Here is an 18,730-nt window from a genome sequence, read left to right on the forward strand (position 1 = left end):
GATCGCTCGGATGAACTGAGTACCCAGAGCAACCGTTATGTTCTGCAACTTGGCGGCGATCTTGCGCAATGGAGCAGTAACGCACTCGATCGCTGGCATCTCGGCCTGATGGCTGGCTATGCCAACAGCAAGAGTCACACGCATTCCAGCCTGACCGGGTACAGCTCACGTGGGCAAATCGACGGCTACAGTGTGGGCGTGTATGGCACCTGGTACGCTAATGAAGCAGACAAAACAGGGACTTATGTTGACAGCTGGTTGCTCTATAACTGGTTTGATAACACCGTCTCCGGCGAATATCTGCCCAGTGAGAAATATCACTCTGACGGCATCACCGCCGCCATTGAAGCGGGTTATACCTTCCGTCTTGGTGAAAGTGCAGATGCGCGTACCAGCTACTGGCTGCAGCCCAAAATGCAACTGACATGGATGGATGTGAAGGCAGACAACCATACGGAAGACAATGGCACGCTGGTTGAGGACAGCACCGAAGGCAACCTGCAAACGCGTCTGGGGGTGAAAGCATATCTGCAGGGTCATCATGCTATTGATGATCATAAAGAGCGTTCTTTCCAGCCTTTCGTGGAAGCCAACTGGATTTATAACTCCCGCAATTACAGCGTGAAGATGGATGGCATCAGTGATGAGATCATCGGCGCGCGTAACGCAGGCGAGTTAAAAGTCGGGGTGGAAGGTCAGCTTACTCCGCGTCTGCAACTGTGGGGTAACGTCGCCCAGCAGTTGGGCGACAATGGTTACAGTGATACCCAGGGAATGCTGGGCATGAAATATCTCTTTTAATGCCACTTTGCCACCTGTCACGTACAGGTGGCACTCTTTTGAGATCCACGGTCTTTGTGATCGCGCTCGCATTCAGTCATTTTTACTATAAATATGATGAAGTTAATTCAGCTTATTTATGGGTGAAATCACTATGGACCCTTTGCACGCCGTTTACCTGACCGTCGGACTGTTCGTCATCACCTTTTTTAATCCGGGGGCGAATCTTTTTGTCGTGGTACAAACCAGCCTGGCCTCAGGCCGTCGTGCAGGTGTACTCACCGGGCTTGGCGTGGCGCTTGGCGATGCCATCTATTCCGGGTTGGGATTGTTTGGGATGGCGACGCTCATTACCCAGTGTGAAGAGATATTCTCACTCATTAAAATCGTCGGCGGCGCTTATCTTTTATGGTTTGCCTGGAACAGTATGCGCCGACAATCAACACCACAGATGAGTGCATTACAGCAGCCGCTTAATGCTCCCTGGTATGTATTTTTCCGCCGTGGACTCATTACCGATCTCTCTAATCCACAAACAGTTTTATTTTTTATCAGTATCTTCTCAGTGACGTTAAGCGCAGAAACGCCGACCTGGGCGCGGTTTATGGCCTGGGCAGGGATTGTGCTCGCATCTATTATCTGGCGTGTATTTCTTAGTCAGGCGTTTTCTTTACCCGCCGTGCGTCGTGCATACGGGCGTATGCAGCGCGTTGCCAGTCGGGTTATTGGTGCGATTATTGGTGTCTTCGCGCTACGGCTGATTTATGAAGGAGTGACACATCGGTGAGCTGATAATTGTAACCAACCCAATTGAGAAATTGGACCGCCATCGAGGCCTCGAACCCCGTACCATACAACAATCCTGGTTGTCGTCTGCTCTTCCTGATGAGCTAATGGCGGTTTTTTGATACGAACCTTACAGCATATTTCCTGTCAGGCCCTGGTGCGATGCATAAGATACAGAAACTGCCCTACGCGAACATGACGGAATTATGATTTTTTTCATATGAATGTCAACTCATACATTCACAAAATATCTTTGTTGATCATTTAGTAAGCAACACTGAGTTTATGTCGGCTGAGCACTTTACACAGGCAGCGAACTCTTGCCCCTGCGCTGAATGTTGTCGCTCTCTTAGTGCCGGAGAGCGACGTTATATGCAGCACTACGCGCTATATTTAATTTTTCAGTCCGTTAGCGTGCCATTATCAATCACAAAGCGATATTTCACATCGCCGCGCAACATTCGCTCATAGGCTTCGTTAATTTGATCGGCCCGAATCATCTCTATATCAGCTACGATGCCATGTTCGGCGCAGAAGTCGAGCATCTCCTGGGTTTCCGGAATGCCGCCAATCATCGAGCCGGCAATTGAGCGACGTTTCATGATCAGGTTGAAAACCTCCGGCGACTTATGCGGCGTTGCGGGAGCGCCAACCAGCGTCATGGTGCCATCGCGTTTCAGCAAAATCGTAAAATCATCGAGATTATGCGGCGCAGCAACTGTATTTAAGATGAAATCGAAACTCTTCACATGGGCCGCCATTTCATCGGCATTACGCGAGTTAACGACTTCATCAGCCCCCAGGGCTTTTGCCGCTTCGCGTTTTGATTCAGAAGTGGTAAACGCCACCACATGCGCCCCCATCGCGTGGGCCAGCTTGATTCCCATATGCCCCAGACCGCCAATGCCGACCACGCCCACTTTTTTACCTGGCCCGGCCTGCCAGTGGCGCAGCGGTGAATAGGTCGTAATGCCTGCACACAGCAACGGCGCAACGGCGGCAAGCTGCTCTTGCGGGTGGCGAATACGCAAAACGTAACGCTCATGAACAACAATTTGCTGCGAATAACCGCCCAGAGTATGGCCCGGCTCGTCTGGCGTCGGCGCGTTATAGGTCCCTGTCATGTGGTCACAATAGTTTTCCAGCCCGTCTTCACACTCTTCGCAGTGTTTACAACTGTCGACAATACAGCCGACGCCTACCAGATCGCCTGGCGCATGTTTTTCCACCTGATCACCAACGGCCACCACGCGACCCACAATTTCATGGCCTGGCACGCAGGGATAAACCGTCCCCGCCCACTCCGAACGGACCTGGTGGATATCGGAATGGCAGACGCCACAATAAGCGATTTCGATTTTGACATCATGCGGTCCCGGTTCACGGCGGGTGATGTCCATCGGTTCCAGCGGTTGTTTAGCGGAATATGCACCAATAGCTTTGATCTTCATTGCGTTTACTCCTGATTAGCTATGTGTATTTGGCGATGCCTGATATGTCATCGCGGCAAAACGCGTCCATTGAATATAGCCAATATTTAAGCCGCCCGATCCAGCCCCAACATACCGCGTACCTGAATGAAACAGAGCAGCAACGTTCCCCACAGGGCCAATAGAGGTGTTTTTTGCCATGCGTAAAAGCGCAAAATAAATAAAACTGGCGATATTTATGTTGGTTTTTGGGCGCAGATAAATTAATTATCTACACAACGTCAATAAGGGCATACTCTTCGAAGATAATGTCCATTTCTGGCGAATAACTTCCTTCCGCCTCGAAAAAACGACGGTGTTCATTACGCCAATATTTAAGACTGAGATCACCTTCGCCTTCCTTACGGGCAAACTCTTCAGTGACATCAGAAAAGCGCAGTAAATGCAGGCCAATAATTCTGATTACACAAACAGGCTCGCCAGCGCTATTTTGCACAATCTTATACTCACCAATCATCGGAAACGCGTTGTCCTCAATACATCCCGCCAGCGAACCACAGGAAGCAGTTTTAACACCAGTCGCAATCAACGTTGCGAGGTGATCGGCCAACGCTGCTGAATCGCCAAAAGTACAACAGGAAGCATGAGGATATTTTTGTGAAATATTTTCTTCTATGGACATGGGAATATTTACGCAATCATGGAAAAATAAATCACATCATAATTACTCTTGATAATAATCAGCAAGAGTATCATTGGTTTTTCTACGCTTAATCTTTTTTATCCGAAGCAGGTCACATTTATGGCTTGATAAATATCTTTGTTAACACTCTTTTTTTGTGTATTTCTCTCAAATAATCCCCTAAAAATTATGCCTGGAGATTATAAAGTTCAGGATGATTCATGAGCAAACCACTGCCGACACACTCATATTCAGATAGCCCCACTCCCTGGGGCTTTAAATCTCTTACTTTCACCGTTGCAAACACATCAAATGCGTATCAACCTGCCACACTCCCCCACACCAGCTGTCCTTTATGGAACGTCGCCGTTCTCGGCGAGATACGCGCCACCGCCTCGGCGGAACAGGAGGCGTCCACCAGCACAAAGCTGGCGTCATCCTGCGCTTTTGGCCATACACGCTCGCCTTTTTCATTCAGCGGCAATACATCGCCAGTGGCTAAAAACAGCGAACGGGAGAGGTTCTGTTCGTTAGGACGAATATAGAGCTGCGCGTACAGATTGGCTTTTTCCAGCATGTCGCCCAGGCCGTAAGGCGACCAGTGGTCGATAACGCTGTCAGTGCCAGTCATCACTTTTACACCTTTGTCGTGCAGCTGTTTAAGCGGCATATGTAACGTGCCAATCGGCACCGTCGAGGCGATAGAAATTTGCTGTGCCGCCATCCGGTGCGCCAGTTCATTTACCTGTTGCTCGTTGAGCGTTGCCAGCGCAAAGGCGTGACTGATGGTCAGTTTGCCTTTCAGCTGTGGCGTTTTCTCCACCGTTTCAACCATATAATTGATGGCTGCCACGCCCGCCGGAGTGGTTTCGTGCAGGTGAATATCGACGCCTTTGTCGTAGTCCAGCGCAATCTGGAACATAGTATCGAGGGATTTTTCCATCGCGCCATCAACACTTGTTGGGTCCAGCCCGCCGACGTAATGCGCCCCTGCCTGCATCGCTTCGCGCATTAAGGGTTCCGATTTCGACAGCAGCAAACCGTGCTGCGGGAAGGCGACGATTTCACACTCGAAGCCCGCCTGACGTCGCGCCAGCACCGCCTGCAAATTTTGCAGATTTTTCAGGCCGGAAACCGGTTCGATATTGCAGTGGCTGCGGGCAATGGTGGTGCCTTTCGACTGTAATAAATCGATCAGCTTTTCTGCCCGCTCCTGAGTGTACGGTTGCAACTCCGGCAGCATTTTTTGCTCGAGTTTGATCATGTCCTGGATGGTGGTGCCTGCCGGGCGATTGAGCGAGCGCCACGGCCCGCCGTAAAAGGTTTTGTCGAGATGAATATGCATGTCGCGGGTGGTGGGCAGCATCAACTTACCGCCAGCGTCATAGTGCGGCAGCGTGGCGTCCGGATGCTGCTTGTTCTCGCGCAGGGCAACAATTTTGCCGTCCTGAATCTCCACGGTCTGGCGCGCCGTGCGGGTCTGCACCGCCACGCCATTTTCGTAGTCAAATCCAGTTTCCAGCAACACGTTATCGAGATAGTAATGCGGGTCAGTGATTTTCATGGTGTTGTTCGCTTCGCAGTTTAGGGTGCCAGCTACCGCCGCATGGGCGAGCGGCACAGAGGTACCGAACAGCGCGGCGGCGGTGACCATCTTACTGCTCTGGCTCAAAAACTCACGACGGCTATTGCTTTCTTTCATCTTACGTCCTTACGTTTTAATAATATGGGTGCCCGTTTCCCCGCGCAGCGCCGCAGGCAGGCATTCCGGCGTGGTGATAATCACTTCTTTGCCGCCCTGTTCCAGGAACGTCAGGCTGGCGATGATTTTTGGCAACATGCTGCCGGGCGGGAAATGCCCTTCCTGCATATAGCGGGTCATGGTGGCAATATCCACCCGATCGAGCGCCTGCTGCTGCGGCTTGCCAAAGTGAATACACACTTTTTCCACGCCAGTGGTGATCACCAGAATGTCGGCGTGAATTTCGCGAGCCAGTAGCGCGGTGGAGAGGTCTTTGTCGATAACCGCGTCCACGCTTTGGTAATCCCCCGCTCCGCTGCGCACCACCGGAATTCCGCCGCCGCCCGCGCCAATCACCACAAAGCCTTGTTGGATAAGCGCCTTAATGGCAGGCGCTTCGACAATACGTTTCGGTTCCGGCGAGGCGACTACGCGGCGATAGCCCCGTCCGGCATCTTCAACAAAACGCCAGTCAGGGTTTGCCTTTTGTAGTTCGTCACGCTGGCTTTCACTGAAGAATGCGCCGATGGGCTTGGTGGGATGAGCAAAACCCGGATCGTTTTTATCCACTTCCACCTGAGTCACCACGGTGACGGCTTTTTTCTCGCCGTGACGCGCCAGTCGGTTGTTCAACGCCTGTTGGATCAGATAGCCAATGCCGCCTTGCGTATCCGCCACACAGTTCGCCAGCGGCGTTAAGGGCAGCCCTTCGCGCTCGTGGGCAATCTCCGCACGGCGTAAATCCAGCCCGACCTGCGGCCCGTTGCCGTGGGTCAGCACAATGTCGTAATCGGAAGCCAGCATTTCCAGCACCGTATCGGCCACGGCTTTCACCGCCTCCGCCTGATGCTCAATCGACTGGCTGGCGTTATCTTTGATAATGCTGTTGCCACCAATGGCAACGACCACAAGTTCTTTCATGTTGTTATGTCCGCTACAGAGGGTGATGAGGTTATGACCAACGCCAAATTGCCTGATGCGCTACGCTTATCAGGCCTACAATTCTTGCGCCATTCGTAGGCCGGATAAGGCGTTCACGCCGCATCCGGCAGTGGTGACAAATGCCTGATGCGCTACGCTTATCAGGCCTACAGACTCTTGCGCCATCCGTAGGTCGGATAAGGCGTTCACGCCGCATCCGACAGTGGTGACAAATGCCTGATGCGCTACGCTTATCAGGCCTACAAATTCTCGGGCCATTCGTAGGCCGGATAAGGCGTCCACGCCGCATCCGGCAATCGTGACAAATGCCTGATGCGCTACGCTTATCAGGCCTACAATTCTCGGGCCATTCGTAGGCCGGATAAGGCGTTCACGCCGCATCCGGCATAGACATGTAAGTCAGACGCCGTAACGTTCGCACCAGCCAAGAATGGCTTTCTCGAAGCAGGCGAATGGTGGATGCACAATGCCCGCGCCAATCATGCCGACGCCCGCATCTTTATGGGCAATGGCGGTGTTGATCACCGGCAGAATGCCGCTGCTGCCCACGCGGGTGATATCGATTGCCGACGGCACGCCCATAAAACCGAGCAGCGGAATGGTGACGTTGGGGTTTTCGCCAAGGGTGATTTCGCGCATCTGACGGGAGAAATCGATAGCTTCTTCCACCGTACCGCCCACCAGCGCGACGATTGCGGGCGCGGTCGCCATAGCAAATCCGCCAATGCCGTAGGTTTCAGTGATGGCGCTGTCGCCGATATCCAGCCCCGAATCTTCCGGCTTATAACCGGCAAACATCGGGCCGATGACCTGCTGCGCTGGGCCGGTAAACCATTGCCCCGGCAGGCCGCTGACCCGCAGGCCGAACTCGACGCCGTTACGCGCCATGGTGGTCACCACGGTGCTGTATTCGATGCCGTGCGCCGCATCCATCGCCGCTTTACACATCGCCATCCACGTCGGGCCGGAGAAGTAATCGCTGCTGGCGACAAACTCAAACACTTCACGCTGTTGTTCGACGGAATAACCTGCCTGAATAATCCCCGGCGTCAGCGCCTGAATCAGCAGCGTCGTCCCGGCATTATTGCGGTTATGGCATTCATCGCCCATATGCAGCGCTTGCGCCAGCATCAAGCGCAGATCGATCTCGCCGATAATTTTCATCGCGTCGCGCAGCATTGGCCCCTGCACATCGCGCATCCAGTTCAGGCGGTCAATCACGCTCTGGTCGTTAGCGCCCATACGCAAAATCTTCGCCATCTGCTCGCTCATATTGGTATAAGCGATGTTGCCGTAGGTTTTGTTTTTCACGATGTGCATAAACATCGAGGCCGAGGTAACACCCGCCATCGAACCCACGCAGTCGTGTTCGTGGCACGGCGAGAAGGTGATCTCCCCGGAAGCCGCCAGGTCAGCCGCCTCGTCGAGATCTTTCGCCAGCCCTTCAAACACCAGCGCCCCGGTGACCGCGCCTTTCATCGCGCCGCACATTTTTTCCCAGGTCACTGGTGGCCCGGCGTGAAGAATGGTTTTCGCCGTCATGCCCGGCACCACGTTAATCGCCTGATCAAAACCAATCAGCACCGGATGCGACTGGATAATGCGTTCCAGCGCCTGCTGGTTAGCGGCGGCGATTTTGTCTGCCAGCGGCGAATCGGCAATGTTATCCAGCGCCTGCACCACCTGCATATTGCCCTGCCCCGGCGGCGTCCAGTCGAGTTGAGTCACTTCTACATGCTGCTTTTTCAGGTCATCGCTAAACATGGCGATGCCGACGTTAATAACGTTCAATGGTTGGCTAAACAGTGACTGGCTCATCAGGCTTCCTCCCCTTTGCAGATAAATTCACGCGCCAGCAATCCGGTATTGGTGCTGCTGCTCGCCAGAATCACTCCGGCATCAAGCAGCATCTGGCTTTGTTGTTCTAACGATGGCGTATCGAGATCGGTACCCAGCACATAGGCGAGAATGATCAACTCGCGTCCTTCGGCTGCGGCGATCGCTTTCGCTTCTTTGATCGCCTCGAGGGTGGAGCCGACCGGATCTTCATGCGATCCAAATCCGAGCACAAAATCCATCACGATCACCGCCACTTCTGGATCGCGCGCTTCTTCGATCAAGCGGCTGATGCGGTTGGTGGGGTCAATCATTGGATGCGGCTTGCCGTTGGTGAAGTCGTCATCGCCAAAGTCGAGGAAGGTGTGTTTGATGCTGCGGTTGATATCTTTCAGGCGGAATTCAGGATCGGGCTGAATGTTGCTGTAGACATCGCCATGTTTTTCCATCACCGCGAACATGGTTTCGTCGCACAGCGTACCGCCGCAGAACAGGCCACGAATGTATTTCTGTTGCGGCTTCAGGCGAGCGCGCACGTCAGCAATCAACGGCTGGTTCAGGGTATGCAGGTCGAGATGTTCTTGTTTCACGCCGGAGAGCATTACCGCTTTCAGCGCCGCTTCTTTGGTGCCGCGAGCAAACTGTAGCCCCTGCTCATCCACTGGCGTTTCGCCACGACCGAGGAAGCAGACCACCACCGGCTTGCGGCAGGCGCGTGCGCGTTCCAGCACTTTGCGGGCCACCGCAGGCGCGGGCGGTTTGGAGATAAGCACAATGATTTCAGTTTGCGGATCGTTTTCCAGCATCCCGATAGCGTCGAGCATCATCAGGCCGCCGATTTTCTCGCTCAGGTCGCGCCCGCCGGTGCCAATCAGTTGCGAAACGCCGCCGCCAAATTCATGGATACGGACGCTCAGTTCCTGGCTGCCGGTGCCAGATGCGCCAACAATACCGATGTTGCCACGACGCACGGCGTTACCAAAACAGAGCGCCGCGCCGTTAATAATCGCCGTGCCGCAGTCTGGCCCCATCATCAGCAGCCCTTTTTCGTGGGCCAACTGTTTGAGCGCCAGTTCATCTTCAACTGAGACGTTATCGGAAAACAACATCACGTTAAGATCGTTTTGCAGCGCCTGACGCGCTTCGCGCGCGGCAAACAGGCCGTTGACCGAAATCACCGCCAGGTTACTTTCCGGGATATGCTTTTTGGCGCTGGCAATAGTGGCGTAACGCGCCTCGTGCGAGCCGCTTTGTGCTTTGGTGTTGAACAGCTCTTCAATCTCCACCAGCAACTGCTCGTTGTCCGCGCCCGCTTTACCGTTGATGACAATCATCAGGTCGCCGTTTTTCGCCTGTTCCAGCTCCGGCGTCAGCAGTCCTAAATTCTTCAACACGCCTTTGTTCATTTCGGTCGCCATCGCCACAAATGCCTGCTCGACGCCGTCGAGTTTATTTGCACGCGTGGAGATAGACATCAGCGAGACAGAATCAAAATAGGTATTCGGTTTAATGACTATTTTAACTGACATAATTCCCTCCGTAGGTTTGGCTCAGCGCACAACCATCGGCCATGCCGTACAGCATGTCGCAGCCGGAACTGGAGCCAATATGTTTAATTTTTTCTATTGCCTGAGTTGCGTTCCCAGGGATGTCATAAATAATGTTGTGAATAAAGCGATGAATATTTTCCCGGCAGCGCTGTTGTAATGCGGCTTCCAGCGTTATGGCACTTAATAACGTGGTATTATTTTTGCCGCGTTGCAGACCGAGATAAAATTCCTCTTTGTATTTTTCCGCCGGATGCCCGGATATAAATAAAATAAGCGCCAGTCCTGTTAAATAATCGTCAGCTGATGGCGTAAGGCCAATCCCTAAGCCCATCATACTGGCGACCGCTGCGGCGATATTTTGTTTTTCGTTTACGGCCTGAATAACTGCTTGTCGTTTAATATGTAGTTCTTTATTTAACGCCTGATAAAACGGATTATCGCCGCGATAATTAAACAGGGTTTCATTTTCCCCCAGGTGCTGATGAATAATGTCGTGCCACTGTTGCCAGGCGATAAGGTGAAAATTCACAGCGGTCATTTGCAAGGTTGGGGACAGCCAACGCCGACAACGACTCATCTCTATATGAAGATGTTGACCAACCGTAATGCCTTGATCGTCAAACTGAACCTTATCACCATGCCGGAACAGACCATCAAAGTGAGTGAGTGCCAACCGACAACTGTTTGGCGCATTGTCGTACTCTTCACAAAGCAGCGTCAGCAACTGGTGGCAGGCCGGGAGTGCGATATTTACCGCTCTGGCAAAGACCTGTTCAACCTGTCCTTGCCCCCGCTGCGCCAGAAAATCTGCATCCGCAGTTAGCGCCCACACACACCGTCTTTCTGGTGTGTTGATAGCCAGCCTCCCGGTTTATGCGCCTGCGGCAATCAGTAACTGCGCAATCTCTTCAAAGCCCCGTTCCCGCGCCAGTTCCAGCGGCGTTTTGCCATATTTATCCGTCATGTGCGGGCTGGCCCCGTGTTCCAGCAATAGCTGGACAATCGCCTGCTGTTTAATCCCGCCATCATTAAGCACAATCGCTTCCAGTAGCGGCGTCCAGCCAACATGGTTGGTCTGGTTAACGTTAATCTCCGTATGCGCCAAAAGCTCTTTTACAATACTTAAATGACCTTTTTCACAGGCAGGCGTCAGGCCGACACCACCGAAACGGGTGACGCAATTAAGGTCTGGTTTAGCCGGTAAAATAATTCGTAGCAGCGTTAAATCACCGTTCAGGCAGCTCATTAAAAAAGGATTTAAACATGTCAGGTCTTGTTTATTAATATCCGCTCCGGCATCAATTAATGCCTGAACGCAAGCATATTGCTGATATAAACTTGCCAGCGTAATTGCCGTTTTCCCCTGGCGATCGCAGGTATTAATATCGACACCCAGCGCAAGACAGGTTTTTACTTTATCGATATCGCCCTGTTGTGCAGCCAATAAATAGTCGGCATGTAGATTTTTTATCGTCATTCACATTCCCCTGGTTTTTGTGGCTGTTTTCGATGAATTGAGAATAGCAACGATAATCTGATAAAAGAACCCGCTTAAATTTAATTCGCCGTATTTCGCCTTTTTGTTGAATGATGTTCAACAATCTTTTCGCAGTGTGCGGTAGTGCAATATTTGTTTCTTTGACCCGATACCCTTTCACTCAATCAGGTTTTATTTCTCTATAGTCTGCACATGTAAGCGCAGCTTTCGTCCATGTCTAACCAGAGGGGAACAAGATGAACGGACTCACTGCAACGGGTATAACCGTCGGTGTTTGTGCAGGGCTTTGGCAGTTAGTGTCTTCACATGTCGGGCTCTCTCAGGGATGGGAATTATTAGGTACGATTGGGTTCGTCGCCTTTTGCAGTTTTTATGCCGCAGGCGGCGGTAAATCGGGGTTTATCAGAAGTCTGGCGGTTAATTATTCCGGGATGGTGTGGGCGTTTTTCGCCGCACTGGCTGCCGGTTGGCTGGCCTCTGTAAGTGGACTGTCCGCGTTCTGGGCGAGCGTAATTACTACCGTACCCTTCTCGGCGGTGGTGGTCTGGCAAGGGCGTTTCTGGTTACTGTCATTTATTCCCGGTGGCTTTCTCGGCATGACGCTGTTTTTTGCCAGCGGGATGAACTGGACGGTGACGTTACTGGGTTTTCTGGCGGGTAACTGCGTGGGGATAATTTCAGAATATGGCGGACAAAAATTAAGCGAAGCGACGACTAAACGCGACGGGTATTAAAAGTTATTCAAAAATGATTATCTATCTTTAACCGATACCTCTACAGTCATAGCTGGAGAAATTCATAGTAGATAATGGCGGGAATGGTTTAATGAACTCAATTTTTACCGAAGAGAATCTGTTGGCATTTACTACCGCTGCGCGTTTTGGCAGCTTCAGTAAAGCCGCAGAAGAGTTGGGTTTAACCACTTCCGCCATTAGCTACACCATCAAGCGTATGGAGACGGGGCTGGATGTGGTGCTGTTCACTCGCAACACCCGCAGCATTGAGTTAACCGAGTCCGGGCGTTATTTTTTCCGCAAAGCTACCGACCTGCTGAATGATTTTCACGCCATTAAACGCAGTATCGATACTATTTCGCAGGGCATAGAAGCGCGTGTGCGCATTTGTATTAATCAGCTGCTTTATACGCCCAAACACACCGCACGCTTATTACAGGTGCTGAAAAAGCAGTTTCCTACCTGCCAGATTACCGTGACGACCGAAGTATATAACGGCGTCTGGGATGCAATTATTAATAATCAGGCAAATATCGCCATCGGCGCACCCGATACACTACTGGACGGCGGCGGTATTGATTACACTGAAATTGGCGCGATTCGCTGGGCTTTTGCTATCGCGCCGGATCACCCGTTAGCCTTTGTGCCGGAACCGATCGCCGAAAGCCAACTGCGTCTCTACCCTAATATTATGGTGGAGGACACCGCGCATACGATTAATAAAAAAGTGGGCTGGTTGCTGCACGGGCAGGAGTCAATTCTGGTGCCAGATTTCAACACCAAATGTCAGTGCCAGATTTTAGGTGAAGGAATTGGTTTTTTGCCGGATTACATGGTCCGTGAGGCGATGACGCAATCCCTGCTGGTTACCCGACAAATCCATAATCCGCGCCAGGATTCGCGCATGTTACTGGCGACTCAGCATTCTGCTACGGGTCAGGTGACGCAGTGGATTAAAAAACAATTTGCGCCAAATGGCATATTAACGGGGATCTATCAGGATTTACTGCATCGGGAGAATTAATCGCTGCCAACCTCCCGATGCGCTGTGAATAGCGGTTTACATCAACCACCTGCTTTCATTACCCATTCAGAGATAAATTTATTACCCGGAACTGGCGGGGAGTACAAATAGCCCTGCAAAAAGTGAACGCCTTTACCGATCATTAAATCCGCCTGCTCCTGGGTTTCTACCCCTTCCGCTACGATACTCAGACCAGGCTTACGCGCCAGTTCGACAATATTGTCGACAATATGACCGGAGATTTCGTCCACGCTCGCCATTTGCACAAATGACTTATCGATCTTAATAAAATCGACCGGGAACGCCTGCAAGTAACGATAGGTCGCATAACCCGTACCAAAGTCATCCAGCGCAAAGGTAATATTGTGCTGATGAAGGCTATCAAATATCGCTCTGGCTTCTGGCGTTACCGGAATAGGATTACGTTCCGTCAACTCAAGAACCAGCTTGATTTTATCGTTACCTAATTTCTTAACCAGGTTCAGACACTCTTTTTCAAATCCCGCAGCCAAAAAACAGCCCGCCGAGACGTTGATACCAATATGGAAGTTGTCCGGCAGCAAATGTTTTACCGGCATCAGAATATCCGCAGTCTGTTTCATCAACTGGCGGGTCATTATGACGATAAGACCAGATGACTCCGCCAGAGGAATAAATTGATCCGGCGGGATGATTCCCGTTTGCGGATGTTCCCAGCGAACAAGCACTTCACAACCTGTCAGTACTCCTGTCTGAGCACAAAATACCGGTTGGATCCATGGTTTGAATTCATGGTTTTCCAGCGCCAGACTGATGGCTTCAGGTGTGACAATATGGTGACAACGGTTGTCAGGAAGATAAATTTTATTTTTATTTCCCGTGGCAGTGGTTACCTGCGGGTGATACTGAAAAAAGATATCCCGCCAGAAGGTAATATCACTCTGGATGCCTAATTTCTCATACAACTGCTTCTTTTGATGTGAAATTGTCTTTGCACTGCGATTTCTGTACTGTGAGATTTCTGTAACCGACATCCCCTCCATTAGCAGCTTGAGTAAAAGCCGTTCTTTTTCGGACACAATACCAGGCAACGTCAAATTCACCGTTGCGCCGAACTCTTCCAAAAAAACACTCAAATCATGCGAAGCCATTGAACACACCTTGATTAAATCTTGTGCGCCAGCTTAATCTGCTTGTCTTCACTCTGGCAGGAAAAGCTGGCTGCAAGAAAATGACACAGAGAGCCGAATTAGCACCCATTCGGCTCTCTCCTTTTACTTATTATTCAGATCAGAATTGCCACTTAACGCCAATCATTGCAGAGGTGTCATTATATCCCTTATCGGCAACCTGAACGCCCACATTTCCCCAGACATTCAGGTTGGCATTTAGCTGTCCTTCCACACCCGTTTTTATCTCGGCAATATTTCGGGCTCCATCCTGAGTGACTGACACGCCATCCATGCTGGTGCTGAAATCCTTACTGTTATGCAGCCAGTTCACTTCTACAAACGGCTGGAACTCGCGGGATTTACCGTCGTCCATTTTATGATGACTCTTCAGCCAGGTTTTTACACCAAGTCGAGTCTGAATGTTGCCATCACCGTTGCTATGAACGAGGGTTCCGTTGCTTTCGCGGTGCTTATCGGCTTTGACTCCCATCCAGGTAACCTGTGCTTGTGGCTGAACATACCATTCATTACGCGTTCCCTGGCTGCCATTAAATTCAGCTAATTTGTGTTTGTATCCAGCTTCCAGTGAAGCGGTAAATCCTTTTGATTTATAGGATTCACTTTGTAAATCATCACCTTTCACTGTGTTATCAAACCAGCTGTACTGCGCCCAACTGTCGAGATACGCGCCATTATGCGATTCGTCATCGGCATACCAGGTGGCATACAGGCCGGTGCTATATCCGTTCACACTCGCTTTTGCACGATAACCGGTTCGCGAGGAAATGGTTTTGCTGTCGCTGTTGCCATATCCCGCCATGACCCCAACATGCCAGCGGTCGCTGCCGTTTTGGCTCCACTGCGCGATATCACCTCCCAGTTGCAGAACATAGCGATTGCTTTGGGTTTTCAGCTGGCCGCTGCCATCGCGCCATTTATTATGACCACCTTCATGGCGCATCCACATAGTGGTTTGTTTCTGCTCACCCGTCACCATGTCGGTATAGTACGTATTACCCAGACGCTCATGCAGACGCGTGGTGAACATGGTATTCGCTGCTGCAAGGTTCGCGATGTAGCTACCCGCCTCCGGTCGCAGGTCATTATCCACATTCAGATCCGGACCCGGCGTAGGTGTCGGGTTAGGGGTCGGCTCTGGATTCGGGGTTGGCTCCGGCTCCGGATTTGGCTCCGGGTTCGGCATCGGCTCTGGCTCCGGTTGCGGTTCAGCTGAATCACCACCACTGGTCAGATACCAGTTTCCGCTGTTTGCCCCCTTACCACGCGCGAGAGTGTAGTCATACGCGCCCGCAACGATACGCCCCGCCTGAACAAATTCCCCCTCAGACTTACCATCAACATGGATAAGTTCAATGCCGTTAAGCGTTTTAGCACCTGTACCACCAGCGTTATTCACCGTAACGGAGGTCGTGCCGCTGGTATCGCCCTCAACAACCAGTTTATCCGTGACTGAATCATCGCCATTCAGTGCCGTATTCATCACCAGTCGGCCGTTATCACCATGGTAGTTCCCCTTCACCACTAACGCGTTGCCCGCTTGCTGTCCAGACTCTCCGGTCATCAGCGTACCGTTGTTAGTCAGGTTGCCGCCAAGGGTGTAATTCACAGGCACAGCCGCTCTTTTTTCAGCGCTATTATTCAACACCAGGGTACCGTTGTTCTCAACATTTGCGCTACCCAATCCCTGTGCATGACTTACCAGAACATTAGCCGAGCTAGCAATATTCATATTAGCCGTCAGGTTGCTGTTATCGCCCGCAAGGTCCAGCGTGCCGTCCTGAATATTCAGCTCCCCGTTACCCGTTAACGAACCGGCTGAAGTCCCCCCGTTGGCAAGAGTCAGGCTGCCGCCGTTTAAGTTCAGCAGCGAATCGGCGCTCCCATTGAGCGTATCCACGGTCTGGCTGTGACCATTCATATCCAGTTCAGTCTCTGCCGCCAGACGCAGTTCACGGGTATTCCCCAACACGTTATCGTTATTCAACAAGAGCGTCCCGCTGCGCAGATCGGTAATACCGGTATAGTCGTTGTCTTTGTTAGAAAGCGATACGGTCTGACCTTTCTGGCTGCTGAATGCCAGGTCACCACTGCCGGTAATCTTTGCGCTGAGATCGGCGGCATTCTCGCTTTTACCGTTAGAGCTCAGCACCAGAGCATCGCTGTCGGTAGCGTGTAAATCAAGCTGGGTCAGGCCGTAACCGATATACAGACCGTCATTGTTTACCCCACTCGTCAGACGATAGTCGTAAGTGCCGACGGCGGCTTTTTTCCCATTCTGCTGAATATCACGTTGGGCGCTGCTGGAGAGGATTTGCCCATTTTTATCCTGCAATTGCAGATTGCCCGCATCGCCCAGAACTTCCGCACCTTGCGCATCAACCAGTTTGATTGCGCTGTTACCATCATCAACTTCAGTAAGCGATAACGCGGAGTCAATATCACGAGATACTGAGCGGACAACGTCACTGTCAGAAACCTGAATCACACCCTCGCCGCGCAAATCCAGCGTTTTACTAACGTTGACCGTCCCTTCTGTCATCTGTGCATCTGCTGTCAGGGCACCAAAATCAACGGTTCCGCCGGAGAATCCCAAAGTGTTAATGGAGTGAGCGCCCTTACCCACCGTTACCAGGCTTCCCTGACCCGCAGTGATCCCGCCTCTCTGCAGAAACTCAGCATTCTTTTCCAGGTTAAATGTCGTGTTCTGGAACGCCAGTGAACCCTGGAACCAGTCTGTATAAGCAAAATCATCGAAGGAGAATTCGTGATTCCCCATGTTTATTTCAACAATGCCTTTACCTTCAAGATCGTTATCAAATACCCAATCTTTGTTGGCATTAATTTGCAATTTGCCATCAACATCCAGATCCGCGTTGCCAATGTTTTTTTCTTCAGAAATAACCGCGACAGCATCGGAAGCAACATCAATATATCCGCTGAATGCATAGTTATTGCCGGTCAACTCCACCGTCCCACTGTCGATACTTATTGTACCGTTGCCGGAGATCTTATTGGCAAAGGTCATGCTATCCTCAGCCTTCAGGTGTAATTTCCCGCGGTTGGTGATATCTGCAGTGCCTATATTTTGGGTGATCCCCAACGCCCCATTTTTCTCAATCGTTACTTTGCCGCTAAAGGCAGAGTTATCACCGGTTAAGTAAGTCGTGCCATTGAGCGCATTGATGTAACCCAGGCCATCGCTGCCACTGACAATATCCGCGGAAATAGTCGCATTTTTATCCGTGTGGTTTAAGGTGATTTTCTTCTCGGATGTCTTTGCCCACACAAACTCAATTTTTTCGGCATCAATAATCCCTGCTGCTTTCGCATCACTCCCTTGCTGTGCACCTAACGCCAACTCAGAGTTGGTGCTTAAACTAATAGTCGGCGCAGAAATTTTACCACCTTCTGAAACAGCAAGTGTTGTATCGGAGACTTGATCATAATAGCCCAGGCTAATTTTCTCACTGGCATTAACTTCACCGCCGTTATTAACTGACAGGTACTGATTACCACCGTAACTGCCGTAAACGCCCATAAAGAAGGTTTTAGAATTTACCTGGCTGCCTTCACCACTGACATTTCCCTGCAAATAGGTCAGACGACTGGTGCCCTTAACATGGATTTTGCCGCCGTTGGAGACGTTAAAATAGCCTCTATCGTGGGTAATATTAGAGTAAGACTCATATAAATCATCAGCATATAACTCACTGCCGGCATTGGAGACGTTCAGAAACCCCGTCCCTTTTAACAAAAAGTTAAGTGGGCCATTGATACGCACCTTCCCTCCGGTGATATCCAGCCCACCACCAGAAGCGAGAGTCAGACGTGGACGAGAAGAGTCTGTCGCATTGATAACCAGATTAGCATTATTGGTCACCGTAATATGGTAATCAATGCTCTTGTTCTCTTTGCCAAAATCAATAGTCGCATCCTGGTTTACGATGACATTATCAGCGAACGCCAGAGATGAATATAAACTTATCGCGCTAATTAAAACAGCCCGGGATTTTTTGCCTTTTATTTTGCTTCCCAGTTCAGAGCAGACGCTCCAACAGTTACGGGACCTGTTCCACTTTAGCCGATATATTTTATTCATCACAATCTCCAGCAATACATCCAAATAAAACCAAGATTGCATAAACAGCAACGCATAAAATGCCATCCCGGTTGCTGCTCATGGCATATATAAATTCAAAAAAATCGCATAACATTGATAACCACATACCTGGGTATGCAGTTCAGAGAGTAATAATAGATTAACTTACTACCGGACACCTATTTCAAATTAACAATCTTAACTTTACCCTTACATTAGCACCCAGTCTCAAACATATGCGCATTATATGTATCTGAAAGCTCAAATCAACTCAAAATATAAACAAGAAGCAGGCATTACACCCATAATATATAACCAACGAAAGTGATAACTCTAATTAGGTATTTAAATATAAGAATTGTCTTATTAAGAAATATATATGCGCATAAGACTGAATCCATTCAGCTTTCATTCATATAAAATCGTTAATTAATAGAATATAAGATTTACAAGTGA

The 18,730-nt window shown here is 50.6% G+C and carries 14 protein-coding genes and 2 pseudogenes; 4 read left to right on the top strand and 12 right to left on the bottom strand.

Going from position 1 to position 18,730, the window contains the following annotated elements:
- Together D9741_RS20480 and D9741_RS20485 are read left to right on the top strand one after the other, a co-directional pair.
- Positions 1 to 801: autotransporter outer membrane beta-barrel domain-containing protein (locus D9741_RS20480; protein WP_130238357.1), on the top strand; the 801-nt coding region annotated here is incomplete at its 5' end.
- 133 nt (positions 802 to 934) lie between these two features.
- Positions 935 to 1,567: a LysE family transporter gene (locus D9741_RS20485; RefSeq protein ID WP_130218317.1), complete on the top strand. Its 633-nt coding sequence runs from the start codon at positions 935 to 937 to the stop codon at positions 1,565 to 1,567.
- A gap of 400 nt (positions 1,568 to 1,967) precedes the next feature.
- Here D9741_RS20485 and yahK read toward each other — a convergent pair whose 3' ends face one another.
- The 10 genes and pseudogenes from yahK to D9741_RS20530 form a co-directional block, all read right to left on the bottom strand.
- Complete coding sequence (gene yahK / locus D9741_RS20490; protein WP_130218319.1) at positions 1,968 to 3,017, bottom strand: NADPH-dependent aldehyde reductase YahK; 1,050 nt, start codon at positions 3,015 to 3,017, stop codon at positions 1,968 to 1,970.
- A gap of 86 nt (positions 3,018 to 3,103) precedes the next feature.
- Positions 3,104 to 3,178: pseudogene (locus tag D9741_RS23660) on the bottom strand (hypothetical protein); the annotation flags it as partial.
- 89 nt (positions 3,179 to 3,267) lie between these two features.
- Positions 3,268 to 3,678, bottom strand: coding sequence for an ASCH domain-containing protein (locus D9741_RS20495; protein ID WP_130218321.1), 411 nt, complete (start codon positions 3,676 to 3,678; stop codon positions 3,268 to 3,270).
- Between the two features lie 319 nt (positions 3,679 to 3,997).
- Positions 3,998 to 5,380: an amidohydrolase family protein gene (locus tag D9741_RS20500; RefSeq protein ID WP_130218323.1), complete on the bottom strand. Its 1,383-nt coding sequence runs from the start codon at positions 5,378 to 5,380 to the stop codon at positions 3,998 to 4,000.
- Positions 5,381 to 5,389: 9 nt separating this feature from the next.
- A complete protein-coding gene (locus tag D9741_RS20505; RefSeq protein WP_130218325.1) occupies positions 5,390 to 6,340 on the bottom strand; it encodes a carbamate kinase family protein in 951 nt (316 codons plus the stop codon).
- A 75-nt stretch (positions 6,341 to 6,415) separates the two neighbouring features.
- Positions 6,416 to 6,735, bottom strand: a pseudogene (locus D9741_RS23815) (hypothetical protein).
- A gap of 25 nt (positions 6,736 to 6,760) precedes the next feature.
- On the bottom strand, positions 6,761 to 8,179 hold the full coding sequence (locus D9741_RS20515; protein ID WP_130218329.1) for a DUF1116 domain-containing protein: 1,419 nt from the start codon (positions 8,177 to 8,179) through the stop codon (positions 6,761 to 6,763).
- Complete coding sequence (gene fdrA / locus D9741_RS20520) at positions 8,179 to 9,726, bottom strand: acyl-CoA synthetase FdrA (RefSeq protein ID WP_130218331.1); 1,548 nt, start codon at positions 9,724 to 9,726, stop codon at positions 8,179 to 8,181. Before fdrA ends, D9741_RS20515 begins: the two co-directional genes overlap by 1 nt.
- Positions 9,716 to 10,579, bottom strand: coding sequence for a DUF2877 domain-containing protein (locus D9741_RS20525; protein WP_130218333.1), 864 nt, complete (start codon positions 10,577 to 10,579; stop codon positions 9,716 to 9,718). Before D9741_RS20525 ends, fdrA begins: the two co-directional genes overlap by 11 nt.
- Before the next feature lie 39 nt (positions 10,580 to 10,618).
- Complete coding sequence (locus D9741_RS20530; protein WP_130218344.1) at positions 10,619 to 11,224, bottom strand: ankyrin repeat domain-containing protein; 606 nt, start codon at positions 11,222 to 11,224, stop codon at positions 10,619 to 10,621.
- A gap of 257 nt (positions 11,225 to 11,481) precedes the next feature.
- On the opposite strand from D9741_RS20530, the gene D9741_RS20535 reads away from it, so the two are divergent.
- Together D9741_RS20535 and D9741_RS20540 are read left to right on the top strand one after the other, a co-directional pair.
- Entirely contained in the window at positions 11,482 to 11,979 is a 498-nt protein-coding gene (locus D9741_RS20535; protein WP_130209780.1) for a DUF1097 domain-containing protein, read from the top strand.
- Positions 11,980 to 12,070: 91 nt separating this feature from the next.
- Positions 12,071 to 13,003 carry a LysR substrate-binding domain-containing protein gene (locus D9741_RS20540; protein WP_063069923.1) on the top strand — a complete coding sequence of 311 codons (933 nt, stop codon included), beginning with the start codon at positions 12,071 to 12,073 and terminating at the stop codon, positions 13,001 to 13,003.
- A gap of 41 nt (positions 13,004 to 13,044) precedes the next feature.
- On the opposite strand, the gene D9741_RS20545 is transcribed toward D9741_RS20540, so the two are convergent.
- Entirely contained in the window at positions 13,045 to 14,133 is a 1,089-nt protein-coding gene (locus tag D9741_RS20545) for an EAL domain-containing protein (RefSeq protein ID WP_130209778.1), read from the bottom strand.
- Between the two features lie 139 nt (positions 14,134 to 14,272).
- Positions 14,273 to 18,274 (bottom strand): autotransporter adhesin EhaA, encoded by a 4,002-nt coding sequence (ehaA, locus tag D9741_RS20550; protein ID WP_130218346.1) that lies wholly within the window; start codon positions 18,272 to 18,274, stop codon positions 14,273 to 14,275.
- Positions 18,275 to 18,730: the final 456 nt, after the last annotated feature.

Origin of the sequence: Escherichia sp. E14V7, from assembly GCF_004212225.1 — a bacterium.
In the GTDB taxonomy this organism is placed as follows: domain Bacteria; phylum Pseudomonadota; class Gammaproteobacteria; order Enterobacterales; family Enterobacteriaceae; genus Escherichia.